This window comes from Vibrio sp. Makdt, from assembly GCF_027587015.1.
GTDB classification, from domain to species: Bacteria; Pseudomonadota; Gammaproteobacteria; order Enterobacterales; family Vibrionaceae; genus Vibrio; species Vibrio chagasii_B.
This window is the reverse complement of sequence record NZ_JAPPTH010000005.1, coordinates 303,148-326,171: the sequence shown is the minus strand read 5'-3', so window position 1 is coordinate 326,171 and position 23,024 is coordinate 303,148. Positions and strand designations below refer to the sequence as shown.

Here is a 23,024-nt window from a genome sequence, read left to right as displayed (position 1 = left end):
AATCAATCGAACAATTTCTTAGCCCAAATTGATACATTTTCGTAAGCTGAAAGCTCAGAAACATCGATAACACCTGCGATAACATCATCTCGTTTTTGTGCATCTGATTCTGCATCACCCGCCGAACCATGAAGCTTATAAGGGTTAGCACTTTCATATATCGGCTTTTCTGTTTGAAGTTCACTCTTGTCTAGAAGTTGAGCTCCTACATAAATCTTATTCAACTTATCTTCACCGAGGTCATCAGTTACAGATTGCTCAACATCTTTCACGTTCTGATAATTAGTACGAACAGCATCTAATCTATCACCCAAGTTAACATCACCAGAAATAGTTTGCCCTTCGAAAGCTGCTACAGCCATCTCTTTGGAGGTATCCCCACCTGAGATATAATCATTGAACACAGCAATCTCTGCATCTGACATGCCGTGAAAGGCTTCTTTTGCAGAGTCCTGTTCAAAGTATTTTGTTGAGTCCTGCAATTGTTCTACGCTTGTTTTCAGGTCGTTTGAAGCAGAAGCCTCTTCAGCGGAGTATTCGATGACATTCCTTTCCTGTTGTTGACTATTAGAAAGTGCCTTCATATCACCATTTGGCAGAGGTGTGAATTTTTGAGCAGCATCAACACCCTCATCAACACCTTGTACAATTCTATCCTTATCTTCTTGAACAAGGCTGGTTTTAGCCTCTGCCTCAACATGTTGTTGATTCACATATTGCTTCAAAGCTTCCATACGTTCTGAAGCTGACATTTCCTTTAAGTTTCCATCAAAGCCAAAGTCCAATGACTGCATAATCGAATTATTGACCTCACCTTTCACATCACGATAGTTGCCAATAATTTTGCTCGCTCCACTTTCAATCAATGAGTTCCCCGTGGCTTCAATGCGTGACATAAGATTATTTAATTCGCCTGTTTCTTGTTGAAGCGCGTTCTTCTCTTCGCCCACAGTAGCAACTTGCTTAAGACCAGTATCATCCAAGAACTTATTGTAACCAGTGTTAACATCAATAAGGTCGTTCGCTGCATCCTTATACTGACCAGCAAACGCTTGCATCTTACCGTGAACCAAGTTTTTATCTACACCTCCGATAGAACCACTTCCAGGAGAAGCCATTCTTTCATAGGCATTACCAGCGGCCAGCATTGCCTCTTTCTCATTTGATGTATGAGCATTCATACGCATATCATCTATGCTTGTCATGAATTGACGCATCATATCTTGACGTTGAGCGGGAGAATCAGAAGTTCTACCAGCCTCGGTTCTAGCTGCATATTCATCTTCAGACAGATTCACCATTCCAGCTTTAAATTTGCGGTCGGTATCAACTTCCCAATTACCCGGTTTACCATCGCTATCAGTCGTTTGGCGGATACCGATATTTTCCATGGACTTACGGAATTGTTCACCATGCTCCGCATGATTTGCACCCTTATTCATAATCTCGTTCAATTTCTCAGGTTCGTGATTTGCCATTGTTCGCAAGTCGCTAATACTGTATCCATCAACATTATTATTTAGTAAATCGCTTCTATATTGATCTATCCCGGCAGAATTGAGAGCACTAATAAAGCCACTCTGAGTAACTGAAGTATCAGCTACATATTGACCTGCAGAAGCACTTCGATCGATCGAAGTTGTATCTGCATTATCTAGCGTCTCTGTACTAGCAACCTGGGTGGCGTATTTCTGAGAGGCTGCAAAATATGCTTCTTCTTTCTCGCTATATCCTTCCTTATATCCAACACCATCAGAAGCCCCGGCAGATGCTCCGTAAGCATCGTCAACTCGTTCTGAAGCAGACTGCAACATGGTCGCTGTGTCGGTTCCCGTATCTTTTTCTGTCATCATTCGTGTATAGGCGTCTTGATCTTGTCGAGACATTCCTAATTCAGACTTCCAAGTTGCCTGAAAATTAGAACCTAAAATTGATTCAAAAGGTGTTCCAGCCTTCAATTGAGCAGCTGCGGCAGTGCTACCTTGTAGAGTAGCCGCTATTTTTTCAGCACCTGATTGAGAGAAGTCATACTGCTTCTGTAGAACATCTGCAAAGCTCATTGTTTTAGCAGCATCTCTTGAAACATTATTTTTAATACCCTCATTAATGTCGTAGTTTTCCGTATTTGTGTAATCTCTATTGAAAGCATCAGCTGATTTTTTAGCTGCTTCAGACTGCAGTGTTGTAGAGTGAGACCGCGAAGCTGAAGTCTTAGCAGCATAGCTTTCACCTTGTTTAACTCCCATTGTGAAATCAGAAGCCCCGGAGTCAAGATTGGAACTATGACCTATTGTTAAATCACCACCAATATGCGACCCATAATCATTACGAGCTTCGGAGGCATTTGTCTGTCCATAAGCAAAGTTCCCATCCTTAATTCCAATGGCTTTATTTGCGTGAAGCTTACTTGGATCAACAGCAGCCCCAGAAGCCATGCCGGCCCCCATGCCTTGAAGCGTGTGCACGCCAGCAAAGATGATGAACATAGCCAAAGCTGGCACCATTGCCTGCGCTGTACCCGCAAACGCAATAAATGATTCCAAATCAGTCCAAACAGATTCTTGAGCATAAATTGAAGCCAAGCTTGTACCTGCTCCATCTTGCTGCATTGCAAACAAAAACCGGTTGAAGTAAGTATTCAGATAAACGTCAACCGCTACTTGGCAGATAGGAATCAAAGTAACCCATAACAAAGCTGTTAAGTACTTGCCCATCATCTTCAAACCACCAGCGCCGGTGAACAAAACCATTAAAATCATAAATGGCGAGATGATAAAAACAAACCCTTCGATAAAAGTTACCATAGGTGTAAGCATTTCCATAAAGCTGTCAGCTTTGGATGCTTCACCTATACGTCGCCCTTGAATAGAATCCCACTGGGTGGCACAAGCCTGCACGAATTCAGGCCCCATTAGGACTGATTCTTTACAGGCGCCCTCAGACATAACTGCAGTATATAAATTAGATGATAATTTAGACATAGCTTCTCCACCCTGAATTGGGTCGATTGCGTCATAAAAATCCTTCATCCGTTGATACTGATCTGCTGCGGTGGCTGTAGCGTTATCTTCCGACATGCCAAAAATCGCGGCTTTCTGAATTTCCTTGGCGCGAGCATCAATAATAACTTGCAACCTAGAATGAGCATCGCTACAAGTTGTTGTGATTAAATTGCCATCTAAATCCAATGATACCGGCCACGGTTCATCAACTAGCATTTTCTTCCAATAATCAGTTGAAACTTTAGCACTCAAAAAGTCACGAATGTAGGGCACACCTGTTGGGTCCATTTCGGCAAGCTTCACGGCCTTTTCGACACAGCTGGATTGATAACTACCTATAGCAACCCCTAACCCTGATCCCCCTCCATCCGGGTTACCAACATCAGAAAGGAAATCAGATTTTTCAAACATGCCACTTACCGTTTGAGTTCTAATTTTCATCAAAATCTGAAGGGGCGAAAGACCATAGTCAAGGATTGCAGTATTCGAAGTGCTACCCCAACCTGCATCAATAACTACGATATTCTGGCGGAATCGTTCGGCAATCTTTGTTCCGATCATTGAAATAAAATAAGCTGGGGCAACAACCCCAATAGGAAAATCACCAGCAATCGAACGAGTACCCTCTCCTTCTTTGGTCAATACAATATTGGTCGTTGAGGAAAACATTATGAGATAAAGAATTATTGCCTGCCAAAAAGACGTCAAAAATCCATTTTTACTATCCGCAATATATCGCATTAGGCTCATCAAACAGTTGGCTAGCAACGCCATACCGAAAATTGGTCCTAGAAAGCCATCATTGTAAACATGCCCTAACCCCGTGAGTATGGCTTCCATGAAAGCCATATCCCCATTTGTATATATTTCTAATGGATCAGCCATTATGACTCCTCCGATATATTTAAAGTATTGGCTTTTGCAGCTTTATCGATCTTAATTTGCTCTGAAAGTGATGCTCTGACTTTATCCAATAGTTTACTAACTTGCGACCAATTATCCTTCCAAATTGGGCTTTGGCTCAGCTCCTCTTCTGCAATTAAAAGGTTCTTTTGAGCTTCTAATATTAAGTTATCAACCAAGTTATCAACCTTAGCTTTAACAATCTCAGCTAGGGCACCGCAATCTGCAGACTCATTTAAGTTTGTTATAACCTCACCCTTTGAATTCATGCGATAAAGATCGCGTGAGTATTGAGTTCCAAGAATCGACGCAATATATAGTTCAGATTGTGAGAGTGATGTGCTTCCACTGCCTGAAAATCTAAGTTGTTTTGCAAAATAAGAGTCGACATTGGTAATCAGGTTCTTACTAGTACAAACCTTAGTAAGATCAAACACACCTGTGGTTGAGTTAACCGCATCTTCGCCAAAAACATCTTTAAGAATCTGTGGTTGGAGACTATCGGCTGTACCATATTTCTGTACTACTCCATTAGAACCCTGCGTGAAATCACATTGCTTTAAAGTAACGCCTGGCACGGTCACTAAATTGACATTTTCAACCTTATCACATTTAGGTACTTCCAATTCCAACGCCTTAGTTTTATCACCTTTTTGGTTGCCACGAATGAAAGAAGCATAATTATGTCTATATTTAGCTCCGACACCACACATAGAACCATCAGGTTCTTGTTCATTCATGTTTGGACAAGGCTTAGCAGCACCAGCGATCACTGACCAAGTAGCTGCTCTTGCCAGATCCATATCTCCGGTGTTCGCATAGAAGGGGAATAGGTACTGAGGTAAGTTCGAGTTATGCGCCACTAAGTATGCCAAGTCGCCCATACTAGACAGAGCAACAGGGTCCTTACTACCGATATCCGCAAAGAAGTCGACATTATCTCGAGCCCACTCTTCAAGGTAGTTAGCCGCTGTTTCTTTACCAATGAATTTTGTTGGGTCAGCCCAGCCATCTGTATTGGTGTAGGCTGCCTCCCAACCCGCAGAGTTGTTGATACCATTCTCACTCGAATAGAGGTTTTCCATCATCTCAAGACTGTCTTGACAAGTGACATTGGCTAGGTCGTTTATTCGTTGAATCCAAGCTTGGATATTTTGCATGATTGAATTACAAGAAGCACACACACTATTGAGTGCTAACCTAAACGCATAAACAGTAGCTGCAGCAGCAATATTTCGCCCTGCTTGAATGAATTGATCTTTCGAAGCAAACTGAATTGAACCAGCATAGAAGTCAATGCCTGAACACGATGCAGAAGTGCTAGGTGGTTGGAAGTTCACGAGCCTAATATCATCAGTATTAAATCTTAGTGAATACGCTCCGCCTGTATAAACGTGGTCGCCATTATTCGTTCGAAAATTATCAGGGCCACCGCTAGTAGTGAACGATCCATATATTTCATCGGCCATATCACGCAATGAAGCAGCTTGAGTCGGGTAACTTATCAACATAGCAAGCCCGACTAAAACTGCAGATTTCTTAAAATTAAATTCCACAGAAATTCTCCAGTTATTTTTGATTTGGTAAGACAGCGCCAGGGATATCAAAATCTCTATCTGGACCTAGATATTTGTCCTCAAAAGTTTTCCTTAGCTTGTCAGATAAGTAGTCAGGATTATCGTAAAGTTCTTCTTCATCTACAGTCATTGGCTGTTCGCCAGCGTCAGGAATAAGCAAGATGTCCTTTACATGTTTGGAACTTTGATATTCATTCTCAGTTATTACATTAGTCACACGCATTACCTCAAACATCATCACTTCAAATTGATCAGATGAGAGGTAGTTATTCGACATCTTTGCAGCTTCACCTGTGCGCTTGTTGATCATGTAAAAAGTTGGGGTCACATCAACAGGCATTATTGACGTTAGAGTTCCATCATCAAAAACGGTCTCAGCAGCCCATTTGGGATTACCTCTTAAGGGGGCGCCATCGATAGAAACTGGAAGGACATCAAGCTTCGGATATTTCCTACGAATCGTATCTAGTTCCTTAGTCATCGCCGCGCAGTAAGAACATGTACTGGAAAGAAAAAACATAATACCGAATTCTTCGCCCTTGCTTTCCACAATCTCCTTTCTGGCGCGTGTGATTTCTCTAGACATTGCCAATAACTGATTGCCAGCAATAGGACGTCTTAAGTTTTCATTGAGCGCCTCTTCTCTTTGAGAAACTTGACCATAAAAGGTTGCAAATTGAGTTGCTCTATCGATAGCAATACGCTGTGCATACATGTATCGACGAACGTTTTCATATGATGGATTATCTTGAGCTTCATCTAGCAAGAGGGGAAGGTTAATTCGCAACCACTCTGATGTGATTTCTACCTTCGTTTCTTCTGCTTTTTCTTCGGGTTTTTCTTCAGTTTTTTCTTCAGGTTTTGATGCTACGATTTCTGGTTCTAATTTAGGCTCTTCAGCAACGATTGGATCGTGGTAAAAATACCAACCTTCAGGACTGTAATCCTGTTGGAAATTATGAGCCTCTTCTGAGGCTGTTCCAAGCTGCGAAAAAATACATGCAATTAGACCCGAGAGAGCAGCACGCTTGAAAACGTGACTCATGCTAGAGCTCCGGTAAATAAAATATGGGGTTAGGCAATTAAAGATTTTAGCAAAAAGCTAGATCACAATAAAGAATCAATAAATCAATTTTAAGGGATAGAGCATACAAATTGACATAACCATCTACGTGTTCATCCCATGAACAGCCGTTGAACTTGATAATAAAACTTAGCAAACACGATAGTTTAAAGCTATTACAGTACCCTTATAATGGTACTATTAATTACTGGACCATTATAATGGTACAGATATTTTAAAAGAGGGAGATAACCTTCCCTGCGCAGGGAATCTTTAAAATAACCGTACCTTTACGCTGACCTTAATTTTAAAGTACCTTTATAATAAGATATAACTCCAATCCTCTAGCAGACAGCTTTCATTTCTCCATAAAAATACATAAACCTACCCACCAAGGGGCCTAGAACATAAGCAAGGGGCAAATTCACTTCCAGAAAAATACTCAATCAGCTATAGTTGATTTACAAAAACGGAGATCCTTTGAACTCACCATTGAGGGCCTAGTGCTTTTAACGGCATCCTTTGGGATGGGCCACAACTTTGATCACCTCAAAGTAGGTTTAGATCCTCGATAACAAGAGAACCTTCACGCACCTTTGAAACTCGATACTAAGTTTGATGACACAATACTTCTCTGGAATTACCTGGATTCATAAAAATGATCCCAAATTAAAGCGCAGATCTAGCAAGAGAAAAATGATCATTATTTTGCCTCTTAGTTGTGCCCGGAAACTGGTGCATTTTTCTATTAGAAATGATGGCAGAAGATCAACCTTAATTGCGTAACTAAAAATGATCTCAATTAGGCAATGAATGTTAGGTCCAAAAATCGGAAATAATAATGGGTAGAAAACGTAAAATAGATCTTGATGAACACGAAGTACCTGGGTTGATAAAAGTTGTCCCTCCTATGCTGCTTTCATTGAATGAACATTGGGTCGAGATTCACAAGCAAGTACACCGTATCAAAAGTGATTACTGGGAAACAATGAAGTATGAAGTTGAAAAGCTGAAGCACCGACAGAACTCTTCCGTAGCAAAGCTTCCTGCGGAACAATTTCTGAAATCAACATTTATTGTGTATCGGCCTATGGTTCGTTGCGGAGAACAGATTGATGGTGAAGCACTCAGACTAACCTGGTCGCGCTCTTTGTACATGTTTACTAGATCAGGAACTTCTAATGCCAAGGCAGCTACAGAGCATGTTCAAATGAACGAAAGTAGCAGTAACTTAATGCCAAGCTACTATCACCCTTCGAAATTCAAGTTCGACCCTATGGCTGAGTGGCAAAAATCCTTTGTGTTAAAGACTGAAAAGGAACTTGCTCATTACAGAGTGCTGGCCTACAAATTACAGATAGCTGCCAAAGAAATCACAAGTATTAACAGCGAACTCAACAAATTAATTGACATTCCGAATGAAGTTCAAGATCCTATTAGTTCTTCACAGAATCAATCTACTTATGCAGATCCATTGATGGCGGCGTCAGAAGCTCTTAAAAAGGCTCATGATGATATCAATGCCATTACACCCGAGTTTGCAGAATTGTTGATAGAAACCGACTCAGAAACACTGATTTCGTACAACATAGATCCTGACGTCAAACATATGTATATGCGAAACATATAAAGTGAATCTGCAGAATAAATATTGATATTTAGAGGACTTATCGATGACGGAATTATCCGCAGCCCCTGAAGTAAGGGATATTGAAAACTCTGAGCTGCCAATCCAGCCAGATAATACTGGTACCAAAGAAATACTCGATGCAGGCTCAGACAAGCCCAACACAAGCAATCCACCAGCAGCAGTGGAAGAAAATGTGAAAAAGAAATCGAGAAAACCAAAAACCAAAGTTGATCAAGCATCCGAGACAGATAAACCGTCCAAACCAATTGCAAAAACCACCAAGAATAGCTCAGAAAATAGTGGTACCAAGAGTAATCAAAGCAAACCAAGCGCCAAACAAGCTAAAGAGCAAGAAAAAGCTGTTACTAACAACAACCGAAATGAACGCCGACACAACAGTCAGCGTGGGAAAGCACAACAACAAACGCAACGCCTCTTAGCCTCCATGGCCTCGAAGTCGTCAGTGGTAGAAAACGATAAAGCACAACAGTTTAGTTCAATTAATACAACCATCACTCTGCGCTCATACTCTCTGGCTCGTTACATGACGTCAGAGGTACAAAACATCATGATCGCGGCTTCTGATGTTATTCCTTTCATTCAAGCTACTTCTCGAGTAGCTGGTTACCAAGAACTCTTTACTGGTTTCACCAAAGAGTCGATTGCGGTTGTAAAGGAAGTTAGTGAGCGAAATCTTGAGATGATCCAAATCATCACCGAATCGGATGAGCGCATTAAAATGCGTCTCGATGCGGTAACAATGTCGGACCCAGTTTCATTTAAGCTTGTGTTTTTGAATCCTTTCTTCTGGGATTACATTGTGATGCTTGGTGATGCTGATAAAGCTCTTCACCAGATTGAAAAAATCGGTTTAACAGGAGCTCTTGAGGGAGATGTAGAACAACTCAAGAAGGAAGTTCTAGATGCTGTTCGTGAGACCTTCAGAGCGCTGCAATTCCTTTCTAAAATCCGAACTCGTAGAGATCGGGACTCACCAATTCGACTAGATCAATTCAAAACGATCCAAGCAAACTACCGCACTCGAATTTCAAGCGTAGTTGGTGATGATGACGATCTAGAAGCAGAGCCAGCCAAACCATCGGATGCTTCTGATAATAGTGAATCCGCGTAATTATGGTTGATCAAAAATGGCGGCGTCTTAGCCGCCTTTTTTTTCACTTAGCAGAATGACCAGATGAATATCGAATCTAATAGCAATACAGAAGAGCAGGCCGACACGAACATCACTTCCAATGATGTGTTTTTTACTCCAGAGCTGAAGAAACAATCTGGGGTTTTATATGAACAAGGTCAGACCCGTTCAGGAATTGTCCCCGTTTCATCTATTGACCTATTAGATGAACCGGAACTCGTTAAATATATGCGCTCGCTTCAAAGCGAGTGTGGTATGCCTGAGGCGAAAGAGATTGAGGAAATTCAAAACCGACATATGAGCTTTAACGCTCGTAATGGTAAAGAACAAATTCGTCTAACCAATCGAGAAGTCTTTAAGACTATCAATATCGGTCAATCCACCAGCGTGAACTCATCAGCCAACACGTTTTTGGATAAACTCCCCCTTATAAAACAAGTTCGATCGGCGATCCGAGTATTACTGAACAAGAAAGCCCTTCTTAGAGCTGAGAAGGACTACATTGAAACGGACTTAATGCTGGCAAAGGACTGGAGACAAGTAGAGCATGACTTGCCCGCAGTCGATGTAAGACAAGGCAAACTTGAACGCGATCTTTACTACAACTTCGACACAATGTTCAGACAGTTAGTTTTGAATTTAGCTGACTATATTGGAAAGTTACCTGCATCAGAATCTCATCACCACAACTGGCCTGGCGGCTTGCTTAAACACTCCCTTGAAGTGGCAAGTGTCGCATTGAAATACGCTCGGCATTGGGATTTAACGCCAATTGGTCTCAATGACTATGAAGCTCAAAGAAAACCGCGATGGAAATATGCAGCTTGGGTTATTGGACTACTGCATGATGTGGGCAAGGCGATTACAGATATGATCGTTGTTTGCGAAGACGCGAACGGGCAAACCTTTCGTTGGAATCCAATGCTCGCCTCTTTAAATGAATTCTGTGTAGAGAAAAAGATCGTTCGTTACTACATCGACATGAATGATGCGTCCAAATACTTAAGTGGTGTTGGGCGCTTCAAACGTCATGAAGGTATGGGCGGTGCTCTTCTTGAGAAACTTTTGACGCCAGAGTGCCGTCACTATTTAACGTCATCACCAGATCCGGGCTTTGGTCTTTATGAGCAGGTGAGCTCTATCCTATCTGGCAAGAAAGGTGATGAGTACTTGATGAAAGCTCTTGAAGAAGGTGAGAAGCTTTCCGTGCACCTGTCATACAAGAAAATTCGAAGTGATTTCCATCTTAACAACAGAAACGCCAGTATCTCAGAACTGATGATGCGTGAATTACCGTACATGACCGAACAACCAAACTTTATGAAGAATGTGTTTGTTGTTAGTGGCTATGTCATGTTGCGATACCCAGAAGCTTTGAATCAACTCAAACAGGCCGTAATCAATAAGTCGCCAGATACAAAGGCCATCCTAAACTATTCAGCTATGGAACTTGGTAAGCAATTAAGTTCAGCAAACTTCATTCGCAAGGTGAGCAATGACAACTTTCTGCCTCGGTTCGCACCAACAAAGCAAGTATTAAAGCGCGATAAGAAGTCCAAAGAGGATGTAATCTCTTATGAGCGTGATTCTGGGTTTTGCGCGGTAGTAGTGCTTGAGCATGCAACACTTCTTTTTGGCAATAAGGATCTACCTGCTTCAAGTACTGGTGTCTTGAGCCTGACGATGGACAAATCATTAGAGTTCATTGGTGACAATGAAGTAATCGAACATAAAAACGATCGTTCTTCAGAAACGGCACCGGAACCTGGAATCGGTGAGATTCTCGATCCTGAAGCCAAATTCAATGTCGTACAGAAAATCAACACCGTCATCTCCGATGATGACCCAGATGCTATGGCGGGTGAGAAAGCCTCAGAAGTAAAACAATGTGCGTCTTCAGATTCACAGTCGCCCTCAAATGTTAACTCAAATACGGCCACCAGCGGCTCTCAAGGAGTTAGTGCCAGTGAAGTGACCAACTCACCACAGCAACAAGTGAATAGGGCTCATGGTGCTCCTGTGGTCTCTCAAAGGCAATCTGAAGGCATGCCTCCAAGAGATAACGGTCACACACAAGAAAACCAACGTAAACAAGCTAAAAAAGCGGCACAGAGCCAATCTAAGAGTCGCGCACCAAGCAATCCAGGAAAGGTCGATGTTTTTGCCCTTGATCAGCCAACTGCAATCATTCCCAAAGATAAAGTTTACGATGCACCTGACTCACTCATGGCTGGAGTTGATCAAACTACCTCGGAAGAAGTTAACTTAGATAACCGACAGAACAAAAGCGCAACTTTCGTCAGTCAAAGTGGTTTGGTACAAGAGCATAGCGATGATAACGGACCAACAGTTGCTAGCATGCCAGACAATTACGAACAGGTTCCGTTAGATTCATACCAAGACATGCCGACTCATGACATGGCGGAACCGGATGACAACAATTATCACGATATCTACTCTCTACCTAATAATGACACCTCGCATGGTGAGGTATCTGTTGGCAATAGTGAACCAGTATCGAATAAAACAGTTGAGCCATTTGTTGATTCACAGCCACCAGCAGAAGAACCCGACATTCACACCAAGTTGTTTGGCGAGTGGATTCAAATCAGCAAGGTTAACCGAGAAGTCTTTGAAAAACGCACATTACAAATCATGCTATTCAAAGCCCCATTTTTTACTGACAATGCTGAACGCGCAGGGCGAGGTGATTGGGCTATGAATGGGGATCATGTTGAACGTCGCAACAGCCGTGTACTTAAACTAAAGCAATCATTCGTTGATAAAGTACTAGACCATGTTGATGGGGCCATAAGTACGACAGATGGTGGAACCATAGATGAATCACAGACAGAGAATGCTACCTCACAGTCTAATGTTTCTACTCAGCTTTCTAACATCGATACCGATATAGCCAATTCAGGGAATCAAACCGACGCATCTGAAGGTAAAATATCCATGACTGAGGTCCGTAAACGCGCTAAAGCAAACATGAAAGCCAAGTCAGTTGAACATAAGGACTCTCATTCAGACAGTGTATCCCCTAACCCTACCCCACGGGCAAACGATAGAGAGGATGATCATCCAAGATCATCAATACTAGAAAGAATTCGTAATCAGGTGCTAGGTAATCTGACAATCGAGGCAAAGTTCAAGTCGGGCAGAATTCCAAAGCCAATGTTCAACGCAACGATTAAGAACTTGGGTTACACTCATGAAGATCTTAAGTCCGTGGGTTTATTGGATAAAGTAGACGCTCGTAATGCGTTTATTAATGTAGACGTCTTGTTAGGTAACGATTTGGTTGAGGATAAATCTAGATCGCAGAGTGAAAGTTTAATCTCGAACACGGCAGGCGCGGGTGCCCTACAAAAAATGGGAGACGAACCAGAAGCTACTCCCAAAAGTAATGAGCTAATCCAGTCAGATATTGATGTTGTTCAGTGTGCGGGCACAAACGCGACACCTGTTCATGGGGTGAACAGCGTTCAAAAAGAGGACGCGCCAAACCCTGTTCATGGGGTGAACACCTCGCAAGAAGTGAACAGCCACCAGCAAGCTGATCCCGAATCAAGCATCACAAATTCAGAGTCAAAAGTGCCTGTTCATGGGGTGAACAGTGAAGCGGGTGAGCTTGTAGAGGCCGAGGGTAAGCAGCCCACTCCGACCTCATCAGAAGGAGAGCATACTCCGAACAAAGAGACATCATCGATCGATACAGTTGATAAAAACCCTGATCACTCAAACCAGTCAATTGAAGACCAAGTTCAGGCGGCATTGATTAAGGCGTTGAGTAACCCAGCTTTAAAAGAGCAGCTCAGCAATAGCGCGCTAGAAGATGAAAATCGCCAATTTATAGCCATTGATGTGCACGCTAATATGGAATGGATTCAGAAAGAGACTCCTGCAGTCAAAAGCATCACTATCATGACGTTCAATGCTCTGCGCTCTGGGGAGGTGTTTACTGCACCATCAAACAAGTTGAACAGGGATGGAACTACAGAGATTCTCCTTTCCGACTTCTTAGTTCAATGTAGCCGTTACATCGAGACAAAAAAGTCTACGATGAAAGTCGTTCAATCAACCAGTGACGAAGTGCTACAAAACATACCTACATCTATGTGGAGCCAATTCGCAGGGAATAGCAACATAGCAACAGTAGGCTACGAAATTAAATAGTCATAACCTTTTAAACGAGGGCTCTGGTTCGTATACCAGTGCCCTTCCCTTTTTTACTCACTACTAGGGATTTGAACATGCAGCACTTACGCGGTGTTAGTGATACTAAAGACCTCTTTCGACCAGAATTTGAATTCTACATCAGTTCTGGTTATGCCTCAGCAGCAATAGCAACGCTGGCCATGTCTAACGGCATAGGGTTAGCTCCTTACGCGTTGTCAGCCGTTGCGCTCAGTATTGCAGCTAAGTACGCTGCTAAAGCAACTCCGCGCATCAAACAGAAGCAGCGACTCAAGAATAACTACTTCTGGCGAAAATCGCTTGCTGAACTTAGAGCCTTCAATTTGGATAACCCAGATCGCGTATATCTAGGTAAGGGTTTTGAGTGGGGGCCGGAACATGCAGCTCTCTACGAACGTATAAACTCAATGAGTTCAGACCTTAGCGAACTGCACTTACCCAAGATATTTGAAAAAGGTGCAGCAGAAGAAACAGAAATACTTGGCGGGCGCCCGTACATTCATGGTATTGGCGAGGAGCGAGAGATAGACATTATGGCTAGTGCTTTGTATGGCCATACTATCATCCTAGGTTTGCCCGGTACTGGTAAAACAACGCTCTTGAATATGCTTTCCACAGGAACGCTTAATCGACAGAACTTCAATATCATCGTGGACCCTAAACCTGATCCCGATTGGAAAGAGAGAATGGAGCGAGAATGTGAGATCATGGGAGTGCCCTTCTACGACTTCTCTACTTCAAACGCATCTAAGTCAGTTCGTATCGATGTACTTAAAGACTACGACAAAGATACCGACATCCCATCTCGTATTATGGATGTTACCAAATCGACTGCAGCCGATGATTCAGACTCGTTTAAAGAGTTTGCTTGGAAATGTATTAACCAAATCGTACAAGCCATGCACTACGTATCCATACCAGCTCAGATCACCTCTGTTTCCCGGTACCTAAGATACGACTATAATGAATTAGCTGAGAGTTGCTTAACCAAGTTTTACATTGATTTCTTTGGTGGCGAGCAAGTATTCATTAACAAACGGTCAAATATGAAGTCAGAGGGCGGTGAAAATGGCTCACTTACGGCAATGATCGAATACTACTTAGATAATAAGAAGGTACCGCCCGGCAAGCGCGTGGACCCGGTTAGCCTAATTATCGACTTTGTTAACCACGATAGATCTCACCGTTCGAAAATGCTGGCTTCGACAGACCCATTGTTTGACCAATTAACGGCCTCCCCATTAGATAAGTTGCTGTCACCCAAGTTGAGTGACGAACTCGAACACTCTATAGAAGGGAAAATACTCAACCTTGAAGAGATGCTATCAAGTGGCGGATGCCTATACATCTCACTGAATTCAATGGGCGATTCAAAGCTATCTGGTAACATCGCCAAACTGATTCTATCTGCAATATCATCCGTTGCGTCACGCCGATACGATCAAGATGGTGGCGAGGGACGCCGCGTATCTCTATTCGTCGATGAGGCACACGCAGCACTGAACGAGAAGTTAATTGATTTAATGGCAGTTGGACGCGGCGCCAAGTTTGAGGTCTATTTAAGCACGCAAACAGCCAATGACCTTGAGGCTAAAACAGATGCAGCAACAGCGAACCGGGTGCTAGGTCTAGCCTCTAATCTATTTGCTCTTCGCGTTGCCGATATTAAAACCAAGGAATACATTGCCTCAAACTTTGATGAAGTGAACGTTCAATCCATTGGGTACGCAAAGGGCGATAGAGCTGGTGGTAGTTCCTCACTCATAGGTGACGCAGCGACGACCTTTACCGAGACAATAAGCCAAGAAAAGGTTGTGTCCTTCCCTCCAGGAGCGCAGGGTAATATGCCTACCCTACAATGTATCGCTCGAATGCAGGATGGGAAAAAGTACAAACTTCGCATACCCATTCTCACAGAAGAACTTAAAGTTAGAAAGCCCCCTATCAAAGAGCGATTGTTTAAGAAATTAGCGGGAGTCGCATAATGGCCGTTAGTATAGAAAGTGAAAGCAAAGAGTATACGCTCAAGCACCGAGCTATGATCGCCCTAGCAATAGCGGCTTTCGGCTGGGTGATATTTGCTATGGATGTCAGTACTTACGTAACTCGCGTAAATATCGAGGTAGAGAAAACCCGTGAAGTGATAGGGTCAGAGAATACAGATGGCGTGATCTCTAGGGCTAAGTACCTATTTGAGCTCGCTACACAGTATATCCCTGAGAGAACAGTCAATTCAGACTCTAGTGTCGAAGACTTTATCTCTAAGACAGATGAAGCTAACTGGCTTAAGAAAACATTTGACGGCCTAGGTGATAAAGCCCTTCTTATGCTCTATCAGGTATTTTTCAGGCTTTCGCTGCTGCAGTATTGGGGGATCACCATTTTGCCATTTGTAGCAGCGGTTATTTATGAGGGCTACAACATTCGAAAAATTAAGATGTATGAGTTCAAACAAGCTTCTGCGGTAAAACAGCAAATTTGGTTACGCTCATTCTTCTTCTTCGGGTTCATGCTTAATTTATACATGCTTTTGCCGTTTTCAACGGGCTTTGGCCAGTTCTATCCACCAATAGTTCTCATAATTATGGCCTTCATCGCGAAAAACACGATCACGCATGTAACTAAAACATTGTAATACGAATAAAGATGCCTTTATAATGAAGCTGATCACCACTAGAAATATTACACAGCACACCATAACTGTTAAGTTTTAACTTTTTGACGCACCTACAATTCCAGGCGTAGTTGTATCTGAAGTAATGTGGTGGTTTGCCGTCTTTTGGCACTCAACGCACACAAAGTAATCTAAGTATTAGGAAAATTACCTTCTTTTCTTCGTGTGCAAAACGATCTCGAAAAAAATAAGGAAAAAATCATGACAGCCTTACTAAAAGCTGATTTTGAAGTATCTCCAGCGTCACTAAAAAATGCACTTATCATGTTTGTTGTTGCGGTAGCGTTCTTCGCTTGCCAATACGCTCTTGCTCAAACTGGTAACTCGACAGTATTAGATGACTCTCTAGATAGTGCATGGAACGAATTACAAGCCCTAGCAACTGGTAACGGTGGCCGTATCCTAATGATCATTATGATCCTTGGTGGTATCTACTTCTCAGTTGTTGCACCTAACGGCATGTACTTCTTAGCTTGTGTTGGTGGTCTACTTGTTCTTTCGAACATTACAGACCTTATCGATGCGGCGCTTGTAGCTTCATTTGATGCAGTACCTGCACTTGACATGCTAATGCAAGTCGCCGGGAAGTAAGAATTTTCGAAAAGAAGGTGGTCATGATATCGGTATTTATATCGGCTATCTGATCACCTTTCTTTTTTTTAAGGGACATAAGAAATGCTGGGACCAAACCAAGACGAAATTCCGTTCCGCGTTAACGAACCTAAGATGGTTGGGCCGTTTTCAGTTACTGAAGTAGCTCCGGTAGCGGTAATGGGAATGATCGGGATTGTAATGAATGCTACTAACTACGGCCTAATGGCTGGTGGCGCGCTAACACTAATTCAAATCAAGCTGGGCAAGAACTTTCCGCCGGGCTACGTAAAACACTACTTATGGTTCCAAGGGGTATTCCCCACGATGGTAACCAAATACCTCCCTGACCCCATTACTCGACGTTTCTACCAGTAGATTATTATGACCGACAAAACAGAACCTAAAGAGAAACTGAATCCAATCGAAAAGATTCGTTCAAACATTCTCCAGAAAATACCAGCATTAAAACGATACAACACCGCGATCAACACAAGCATCATTCTATCTGGAGCTGTACTCACGCTGTCACTGGCAAACTTGATGTTAGTAAGTGAAGTGAATAAACGACTGATCACTCAAATTGTTACCCCGCCAAACTTTGTTGAAGAAATTTCTATGCGTGGTACTCAAGTTTCGGAATCTTATCAAACAGCTTGGGGAGTCTTTGTCGCCGAAAAAATTGGCAACATCAGCCCTTCACGCATGGATCTTACGACCAAAGTCATTCGGAAGATGATCCCCGAGCAAGCGTGGGACGTTGTTCAAAGGGAAATGAAGCAACAGTTATCGCGTCTAAACATAAGAAAGATTGAAGAGAAGTTCGGTGCAACCGATGTTTCGTTCGACCCGAAGACCAAAATAGTCTGGGTTACTGGTGAAAAGGAAACAACTTCCATACGTACAGGTAAAACTTCATCAGAACTGTGGACTTTCGAAGTAAAGATCGTCGCTGAGAATGGTTTCCCAAAAATCGTTCACCTACAGCAATACGGTGGTTCACCTAATACACGAACTCGTTCTAAGCAGATTCAAAATGAAGGCTTGAACATGAATCCAGACGAAGCGCCGAAGGGCGATGTTGTCATCCACTAATCAATAAAGTAGTACATTACAATGCTTAAAAAAACTTTAGTTTCTTTAGCGGTTTCGAGCATCATTCTTTCATCTGGTGCCGTGCTCGCTGAAGCAAACCTACCAGACATGTTTACTGCTCCGGCTGCGCAATCTGAAAACATAAAACGAGAGATCTCTGAAGCGGAAAGACAAGCTCTGGACGCTGCTATCCTCAAAGCAACCTCAGATAATCTTCCTGTTGGAAATCAAGTACTTAAAACTGGTGAAATGCCTGTGGTAGATCAACGCGGGCGATTGCAGAAAATGTCTCAGAATTATGAACAACAGAATGGAACGCAAGTTAAGTATGCTCCAGCTGTGTCACAAACAGAGACTGTTACCGTCGCGTCAGGGGATGAAATTAGCCCGTTTCCAAAATTTGACTCCAACGTTAATTCAAATGGCCAAGCGACTGTTGCATCAACACAAGCAAGTACCACTGGCACAGGTAACGTACTGTTAGATAAGGCAATGGAGATCTTCTCGGCTCAACCAGAACTCAATCTTTCCCCTGGTGAACCAACCTCCATCACAGTAGGTTTGGCCCAACCGAACAAGATAAGCTTCAACTTTGAAGAGCTTGATGTTCGTACTACAAACATCACAATGCCGTTGATCATTGAAGGCGGTGATCTTTACGTAACTCCAACGGATCTCAACGAACCTGTCGGGATTCTTGTTGGTGAATCTGGCGTGCCTGAATCTCAAGTGAATATTCTTCTTCTTCCTGCTCCTGTTCCTCAAATTATGGCTACCGTCAATGTAAAGATGACGCCTGAAATGAGGAATAAACGTAAAGCCATTCACGATAAAGCAGAGGCCGAACGTAAGGCTGCCGAGGCGGAACTAGCAGAAATCGAGAAAGCACTTGAACGTGGCGATACAAAACTGAATAAAGGGAACGCCCCTTATGTATCTCGAATTGTCGACTTGTTAGTAGAAGTGGCAAAAGAAGATATGCCAAAAGGCTTCAGCTTGAATGTGAACGTTCCATTAGCCGATAAGTACCCGTGCGACAGTTCAAAACTAGCCATGCATCATGAAACGGTAATGCAGCTCGAATCGAGTAGAGAGATCATCGATATCGTTAAAATAACAAACGACATCAATGGTTACCGTTCAGTTGAGGATGAGTACTGTATCAAGCCCGGTGTTTATGCCGCTGCTACATACAAGAAGTCACACCTAGCCCCTGGCGAAAGCACAGAGGTGTACGTTTTGCGCGATAAGAACTTCAAACAAAAGTTCTTAAAAGAGCAAACTCGTAAACGTCCATCTGTTACGCATTAATTAAGGGCTGATCATGAAAAAAGTAGACCCTATCTCATATCTGAAGGAACAGGCATCTAGAATTCTGGCCAGTACTGCAGAGCGTGAATACAAAGAAGACTCATTCTGGGCTGACCCAAGAAAGCGTAAATTCCTAGTTGGCGGTATTGCCCTTGCACTGGCGTACTATCTATCTACATTCCTTCCTGAAACTCGTGTTCGTCCAGACACAAGAGGAGTAAAAAACAGCTTGGAGTTTGCGGTCGATGATTTAACAGGAGACGAAAGGCATAAACGACCAAAATCGATCTTCTCTGAATCCGGTGCTGACAAGCTTGATGCAATGGAATCTCAAGACCTAGTGAAAGCTATGGAAGAAGAGATGAAAATTCGCGAGCGCGACATTGAACAACGTGAAATTCAAATCACTCAAGAGATATCGGATAAAGATAATGAAATGGAGCAGATGCACCTATCTCATTCTCAAACTCTACGTGATGTTAAGCAAACAACTAATTCCAAACTAAAGCAGCAAGAAATAGACAGTCGACAGCAAGCACAGAAACTCGTCAATGCACTCATCAATGGTGAAGATCCGAACGGCATAATAAAAGGCGTTAAGATACCCAAAGACCTTGTATTAACCAAGACTGAGAATGTAACTCCACCAGCAGCAGTAAATCCTACGGTAATTATCGGCCCTGACGGGAAACCTCAGCAAGCAGCTAGCTTTGTTACTGGTACTCGAAGAACTGCGGGCAGAACGACTAAGCAAGCTGGTCTGCGCATTATGAACGGTACTGGTAACTACAGAGTGGCTTCGGGGCAGACTCTCGATATGAACAACCAAGCATCAATGCAAGCATTAGCCGTTGGGTCAACAAGTGATGCACCTGTCAATGACGTTTTCACTCAATTAGCTGCAAAGAAAGCTGAACTTTATGCCAAACGTAAAATGGATCGAGAGTCAGAAGAAGCAAAAGCTGAAGAAGAGCGTGCTAAGGAAGTATTTGCCTCGAATATTGTTCCACTAACCGCAGGCTCAGTACTGTCAGGAACGCTAATCAATGGTATGTACGTCCCTACTGCCGCATCATCTGCAACTGAGCCGATGCCAGCACTATTTCGCATTAAGAAAGAGGCTATTATGCCTAACTTCTTTGTATCTGATGAAGTCGTTGAGTGTGTGATTGTTGCAGCTTCGAAAGCGGCTGTAGAGTCAATTCGTGTTAATTTCCGCGCTGCGTCTATCACTTGTATCCGAGATGATGGTACAGCTACTGAAGACTCTCTTAAAGCTACAGCAACAGGCCCTGATGGTATCACTGGCGTCCCAGCGAAGTTGATTTCAAGAAACACTGAAATGCTAGCTAAAACCGCAATGGCGGGCTTCCTACAAGGCTTAACGGATATTTTCAGCCAAACCTCACTTGAAGTTAATAGCGAAGACGGGGTTTACGCAATATCAGGTGGTGATTTAGCACAACTTACTGGTTCAGCTGCACTCGGCGGCGCCGGGGAAGCTCTAACCCGACTAGCAGACTACTACATGTCTCTTGCGGACAAGATGCAACCGACATTACTTGTTAACCCGGGTATCGAAGTTGACTTCCTAGTTACTTCGATGTCAAAGCTCGATTTCAACAAATCTTCTGAAACAGTCAAATAATTAGTACGCCCCTATGCAAGTAGGGGCTAATCCAATAGGTATTCAAATGTCAGTTCCAAATGATGCAAATTCTAATGATTCGAATGAAGTTGACCAAACCAAAGATACAGTTGTTGATGAATCGACTGCAGTACCAGAGACAACCAATGAATCTCAACCTGAAGAGTCTACAAATGTAGAAACAAATAACGAGGTTAAGTCTGAGGAAACGAAATCTGGGAAAGACTCAAAAGACGGCGGCAGCTTACTTTCTAAATTAAATTTCAATTACTTACTTGTAGGCGCATTGACGATATTCGCGATGGTTCAGAATCATCAGATCACATCATTGCAAAGTGACATCGTGTGGTTACATTCCGAAATTCAACGCGTCGAGACGAAAGAAGAAGCACCCCAAAAATTCGCGATCATGAGCTTCGAGGATACGGTTAAGGCTTGGAGAGAAGTCGATCCAACGGGTCAAGCTATCTCAAAGATTATGGATTCAACGATCCAAAGCTATAACGCTAAAGGCATAACGATTATCGATAGTACTGCCGTCATTGGTGGCCGCGGTAACTTGGAGTTCATAAACGTAAGCCCAAGCCGTTACATGGAGGATGCAAAGAATGAAGAGTAAATTAGTATCTTCCATGAGTCTCGCGCTAACCCTTATGGCCTCTTCAAGCGCTTTTTCAAATGAAACCGTTGATCCTTTTTTAAAAGCAATTAGCTCATCTAAGAACGCGAAACAATCAGAATTCTTTTCACCTGTGGCTTCAGGGGCCGAATGGTTAGCAACTCTGCCCTCCAATGCCGGGTTATTTGCTATCAAGCTGAAAACAGGTCAATTCATGATCATGGATGCCGGTTTTCGTTACGCTTTCTATGCAAACAACCTATTCGACATCATTCGTGGGCAAGAAATCACGACGGTAGATGAGTTGAATGATGTATGGCTCATCGATACTGAAAAACTGAGTTCAAACAATGTGCCTATTTTCAGCTATGGATTAGAAAAGCCTCAAGCAGATTTAGTCATTTTCATGCCGATGGTTAAAAACAACGACACCATCAATATTGCGAACATGCTGAATGAAAACAAAGACAAACTGAGAATCGACATCGTGCTTATTGGTAGCCACGATCCCAAGCAAATAAACACAGGTGCCCACTTGTTTTGCGCTAAGGATCGTAAGTTGGCCAAAGAAAGGCTTTCAAACCTTGAATTCCCTAAATACGGCGAGAAAGACACTTACTTAGACCAACACGCAACTTGCAATAAGAAGCACATGATGGCGGGTCTAGCCATTGCCAGAATGTACAACATCTTTAGTTTCCCTTACTTCGTAAACAAGAACGGGGCGACGAACAATGGTGTACCTGAAGATATCAATGAATTCGTAACACTAACTCCCGTAAACCCTAGTCATTCTAGAGACCTAACAGACCCAAATTGGAATAAACAATGAGCAAACTAACTAAACTAACTATCGCACTCGCAGCAACGACAGTTCTTGGTGGCTGTTCAGCATTCCAGATTGGCGAAGAACCGCCAGAATGTAGCGTTGACGGTCAATATGGCGTTGAATGTGTAACGGCTAGAGAAGTATGGGCCGCAACAGATACTCATGCCAATCTTGAAGGTATGACGGCAGCAGAAGTCCGTAGAGAAGCAGAAAAGAACGATCCTGCTCGCTTACGCTCATCCACCAGCCAGCAAGGTGACAGTTCATCTTTATACAGCAACAATGAACAACTTGAACAACCAGTTAATGAACCGGCATCTGCAGAAGAGCGTGCAGCCGCTTACGGAAGATTTCAAGAGGAACGTCTTCACCTACCCTCCCCTGACCCTTTAGCAGTCCGTGAAGCACCAGGAATCTTGCGAGTCACGGTTGCCTCTTATGTTGATGAAAGTGATCGTCTGAACTTCCCTCCTCAAGTATTTGCAGAGGTAGAAAAACGCACTTGGACAATCGGCACTAAAGCTAACGAAAACACAAACCGTATAACCCCTACATCAGTTCGCGCCACTTCACGCTCAATAACAAATACCGGACTTGATACCCCAGATGACAATTCAGGTATGGGTGTTAAAACGAGACCAAACCCTAAAGAGTATGACTTTGAGGGAATCATCCCGAATGAAACACCAAAGTTAACTTACCCTAATCCATATGAGAAATAAGTAGGTC

The 23,024-nt window shown here is 42.9% G+C and carries 16 protein-coding genes; 13 read left to right on the top strand and 3 right to left on the bottom strand.

The window, feature by feature from the left end:
* Positions 1-2: 2 nt before the first annotated feature.
* From OH460_RS09210 to traF, 3 genes are read right to left on the bottom strand one after another with little or no spacing between them, the layout of a single operon-like run.
* On the bottom strand, positions 3-3,887 hold the full coding sequence (locus tag OH460_RS09210) for a conjugal transfer protein TraG N-terminal domain-containing protein (RefSeq protein WP_269996872.1): 3,885 nt from the start codon (positions 3,885-3,887) through the stop codon (positions 3-5).
* Positions 3,887-5,461, bottom strand: coding sequence for a conjugal transfer protein TraH (locus OH460_RS09205; RefSeq protein WP_269996870.1), 1,575 nt, complete (start codon positions 5,459-5,461; stop codon positions 3,887-3,889). Before OH460_RS09205 ends, OH460_RS09210 begins: the two co-directional genes overlap by 1 nt.
* Before the next feature lie 13 nt (positions 5,462-5,474).
* Positions 5,475-6,527, bottom strand: coding sequence for a conjugal transfer protein TraF (gene traF / locus OH460_RS09200; RefSeq protein ID WP_269996868.1), 1,053 nt, complete (start codon positions 6,525-6,527; stop codon positions 5,475-5,477).
* 859 nt (positions 6,528-7,386) lie between these two features.
* Between traF and mobI the strand changes: the two genes are divergently transcribed.
* The 13 genes from mobI (at position 7,387) to OH460_RS09135 (ending at position 23,017) form a co-directional block, all read left to right on the top strand.
* Positions 7,387-8,175, top strand: a complete 789-nt coding sequence (mobI, locus tag OH460_RS09195) for a conjugative transfer protein MobI(A/C) (RefSeq protein ID WP_269996866.1) — start codon at positions 7,387-7,389, stop codon at positions 8,173-8,175.
* Positions 8,176-8,218: 43 nt separating this feature from the next.
* Positions 8,219-9,307 carry a hypothetical protein gene (locus tag OH460_RS09190; protein ID WP_269996864.1) on the top strand — a complete coding sequence of 363 codons (1,089 nt, stop codon included), beginning with the start codon at positions 8,219-8,221 and terminating at the stop codon, positions 9,305-9,307.
* A 63-nt stretch (positions 9,308-9,370) separates the two neighbouring features.
* Positions 9,371-13,507, top strand: a complete 4,137-nt coding sequence (locus OH460_RS09185) for a TraI domain-containing protein (RefSeq protein WP_269996862.1) — start codon at positions 9,371-9,373, stop codon at positions 13,505-13,507.
* Positions 13,508-13,584: 77 nt separating this feature from the next.
* On the top strand, positions 13,585-15,513 hold the full coding sequence (traD, locus tag OH460_RS09180) for a conjugative transfer system coupling protein TraD (RefSeq protein ID WP_269996860.1): 1,929 nt from the start codon (positions 13,585-13,587) through the stop codon (positions 15,511-15,513).
* Complete coding sequence (locus tag OH460_RS09175; RefSeq protein WP_269996858.1) at positions 15,513-16,163, top strand: DUF4400 domain-containing protein; 651 nt, start codon at positions 15,513-15,515, stop codon at positions 16,161-16,163. Before traD ends, OH460_RS09175 begins: the two co-directional genes overlap by 1 nt.
* A 240-nt stretch (positions 16,164-16,403) precedes the next feature.
* On the top strand, positions 16,404-16,793 hold the full coding sequence (locus OH460_RS09170) for a hypothetical protein (protein WP_269996856.1): 390 nt from the start codon (positions 16,404-16,406) through the stop codon (positions 16,791-16,793).
* An 84-nt stretch (positions 16,794-16,877) separates the two neighbouring features.
* Positions 16,878-17,171, top strand: a complete 294-nt coding sequence (gene traL / locus OH460_RS09165; protein ID WP_269996854.1) for a type IV conjugative transfer system protein TraL — start codon at positions 16,878-16,880, stop codon at positions 17,169-17,171.
* Between the two features lie 6 nt (positions 17,172-17,177).
* Complete coding sequence (locus OH460_RS09160) at positions 17,178-17,888, top strand: TraE/TraK family type IV conjugative transfer system protein (RefSeq protein ID WP_269996852.1); 711 nt, start codon at positions 17,178-17,180, stop codon at positions 17,886-17,888.
* A 21-nt stretch (positions 17,889-17,909) separates the two neighbouring features.
* A complete protein-coding gene (locus OH460_RS09155) occupies positions 17,910-19,199 on the top strand; it encodes a type-F conjugative transfer system secretin TraK (RefSeq protein ID WP_269996850.1) in 1,290 nt (429 codons plus the stop codon).
* A gap of 13 nt (positions 19,200-19,212) precedes the next feature.
* The gene (locus tag OH460_RS09150) at positions 19,213-20,847 is read left to right on the top strand and encodes a TraB/VirB10 family protein (protein ID WP_269996849.1); all 1,635 of its coding nucleotides are present in this window, start codon (positions 19,213-19,215) and stop codon (positions 20,845-20,847) included.
* 46 nt (positions 20,848-20,893) lie between these two features.
* The gene (locus OH460_RS09145) at positions 20,894-21,466 is read left to right on the top strand and encodes a hypothetical protein (RefSeq protein ID WP_269996846.1); all 573 of its coding nucleotides are present in this window, start codon (positions 20,894-20,896) and stop codon (positions 21,464-21,466) included.
* Entirely contained in the window at positions 21,456-22,298 is an 843-nt protein-coding gene (locus tag OH460_RS09140) for a hypothetical protein (protein ID WP_269996845.1), read from the top strand. The genes OH460_RS09145 and OH460_RS09140 overlap by 11 nt, the downstream gene beginning before the upstream one ends.
* Positions 22,295-23,017 (top strand): TraV family lipoprotein, encoded by a 723-nt coding sequence (locus OH460_RS09135; protein WP_269996844.1) that lies wholly within the window; start codon positions 22,295-22,297, stop codon positions 23,015-23,017. The genes OH460_RS09140 and OH460_RS09135 overlap by 4 nt, the downstream gene beginning before the upstream one ends.
* Positions 23,018-23,024 lie beyond the last annotated feature (7 nt).

Bases quoted from the DNA above. Each gene is read 5' to 3' on its own strand.
- OH460_RS09210 (WP_269996872.1), bottom strand. From the start codon at position 3,887: ATGGCTGATCCATTAGAAATATATACAAATGGGGATATGGCTTTCATG.
- traF (WP_269996868.1), bottom strand. From the start codon at position 6,527: ATGAGTCACGTTTTCAAGCGTGCTGCTCTCTCGGGTCTAATTGCATGT.
- mobI (WP_269996866.1), top strand. From the start codon at position 7,387: ATGGGTAGAAAACGTAAAATAGATCTTGATGAACACGAAGTACCTGGG.
- OH460_RS09190 (WP_269996864.1), top strand. From the start codon at position 8,219: ATGACGGAATTATCCGCAGCCCCTGAAGTAAGGGATATTGAAAACTCT.
- OH460_RS09185 (WP_269996862.1), top strand. From the start codon at position 9,371: ATGAATATCGAATCTAATAGCAATACAGAAGAGCAGGCCGACACGAAC.
- traD (WP_269996860.1), top strand. From the start codon at position 13,585: ATGCAGCACTTACGCGGTGTTAGTGATACTAAAGACCTCTTTCGACCA.
- OH460_RS09175 (WP_269996858.1), top strand. From the start codon at position 15,513: ATGGCCGTTAGTATAGAAAGTGAAAGCAAAGAGTATACGCTCAAGCAC.
- OH460_RS09170 (WP_269996856.1), top strand. From the start codon at position 16,404: ATGACAGCCTTACTAAAAGCTGATTTTGAAGTATCTCCAGCGTCACTA.
- traL (WP_269996854.1), top strand. From the start codon at position 16,878: ATGCTGGGACCAAACCAAGACGAAATTCCGTTCCGCGTTAACGAACCT.
- OH460_RS09160 (WP_269996852.1), top strand. From the start codon at position 17,178: ATGACCGACAAAACAGAACCTAAAGAGAAACTGAATCCAATCGAAAAG.
- OH460_RS09155 (WP_269996850.1), top strand. From the start codon at position 17,910: ATGCTTAAAAAAACTTTAGTTTCTTTAGCGGTTTCGAGCATCATTCTT.
- OH460_RS09150 (WP_269996849.1), top strand. From the start codon at position 19,213: ATGAAAAAAGTAGACCCTATCTCATATCTGAAGGAACAGGCATCTAGA.
- OH460_RS09145 (WP_269996846.1), top strand. From the start codon at position 20,894: ATGTCAGTTCCAAATGATGCAAATTCTAATGATTCGAATGAAGTTGAC.
- OH460_RS09140 (WP_269996845.1), top strand. From the start codon at position 21,456: ATGAAGAGTAAATTAGTATCTTCCATGAGTCTCGCGCTAACCCTTATG.
- OH460_RS09135 (WP_269996844.1), top strand. From the start codon at position 22,295: ATGAGCAAACTAACTAAACTAACTATCGCACTCGCAGCAACGACAGTT.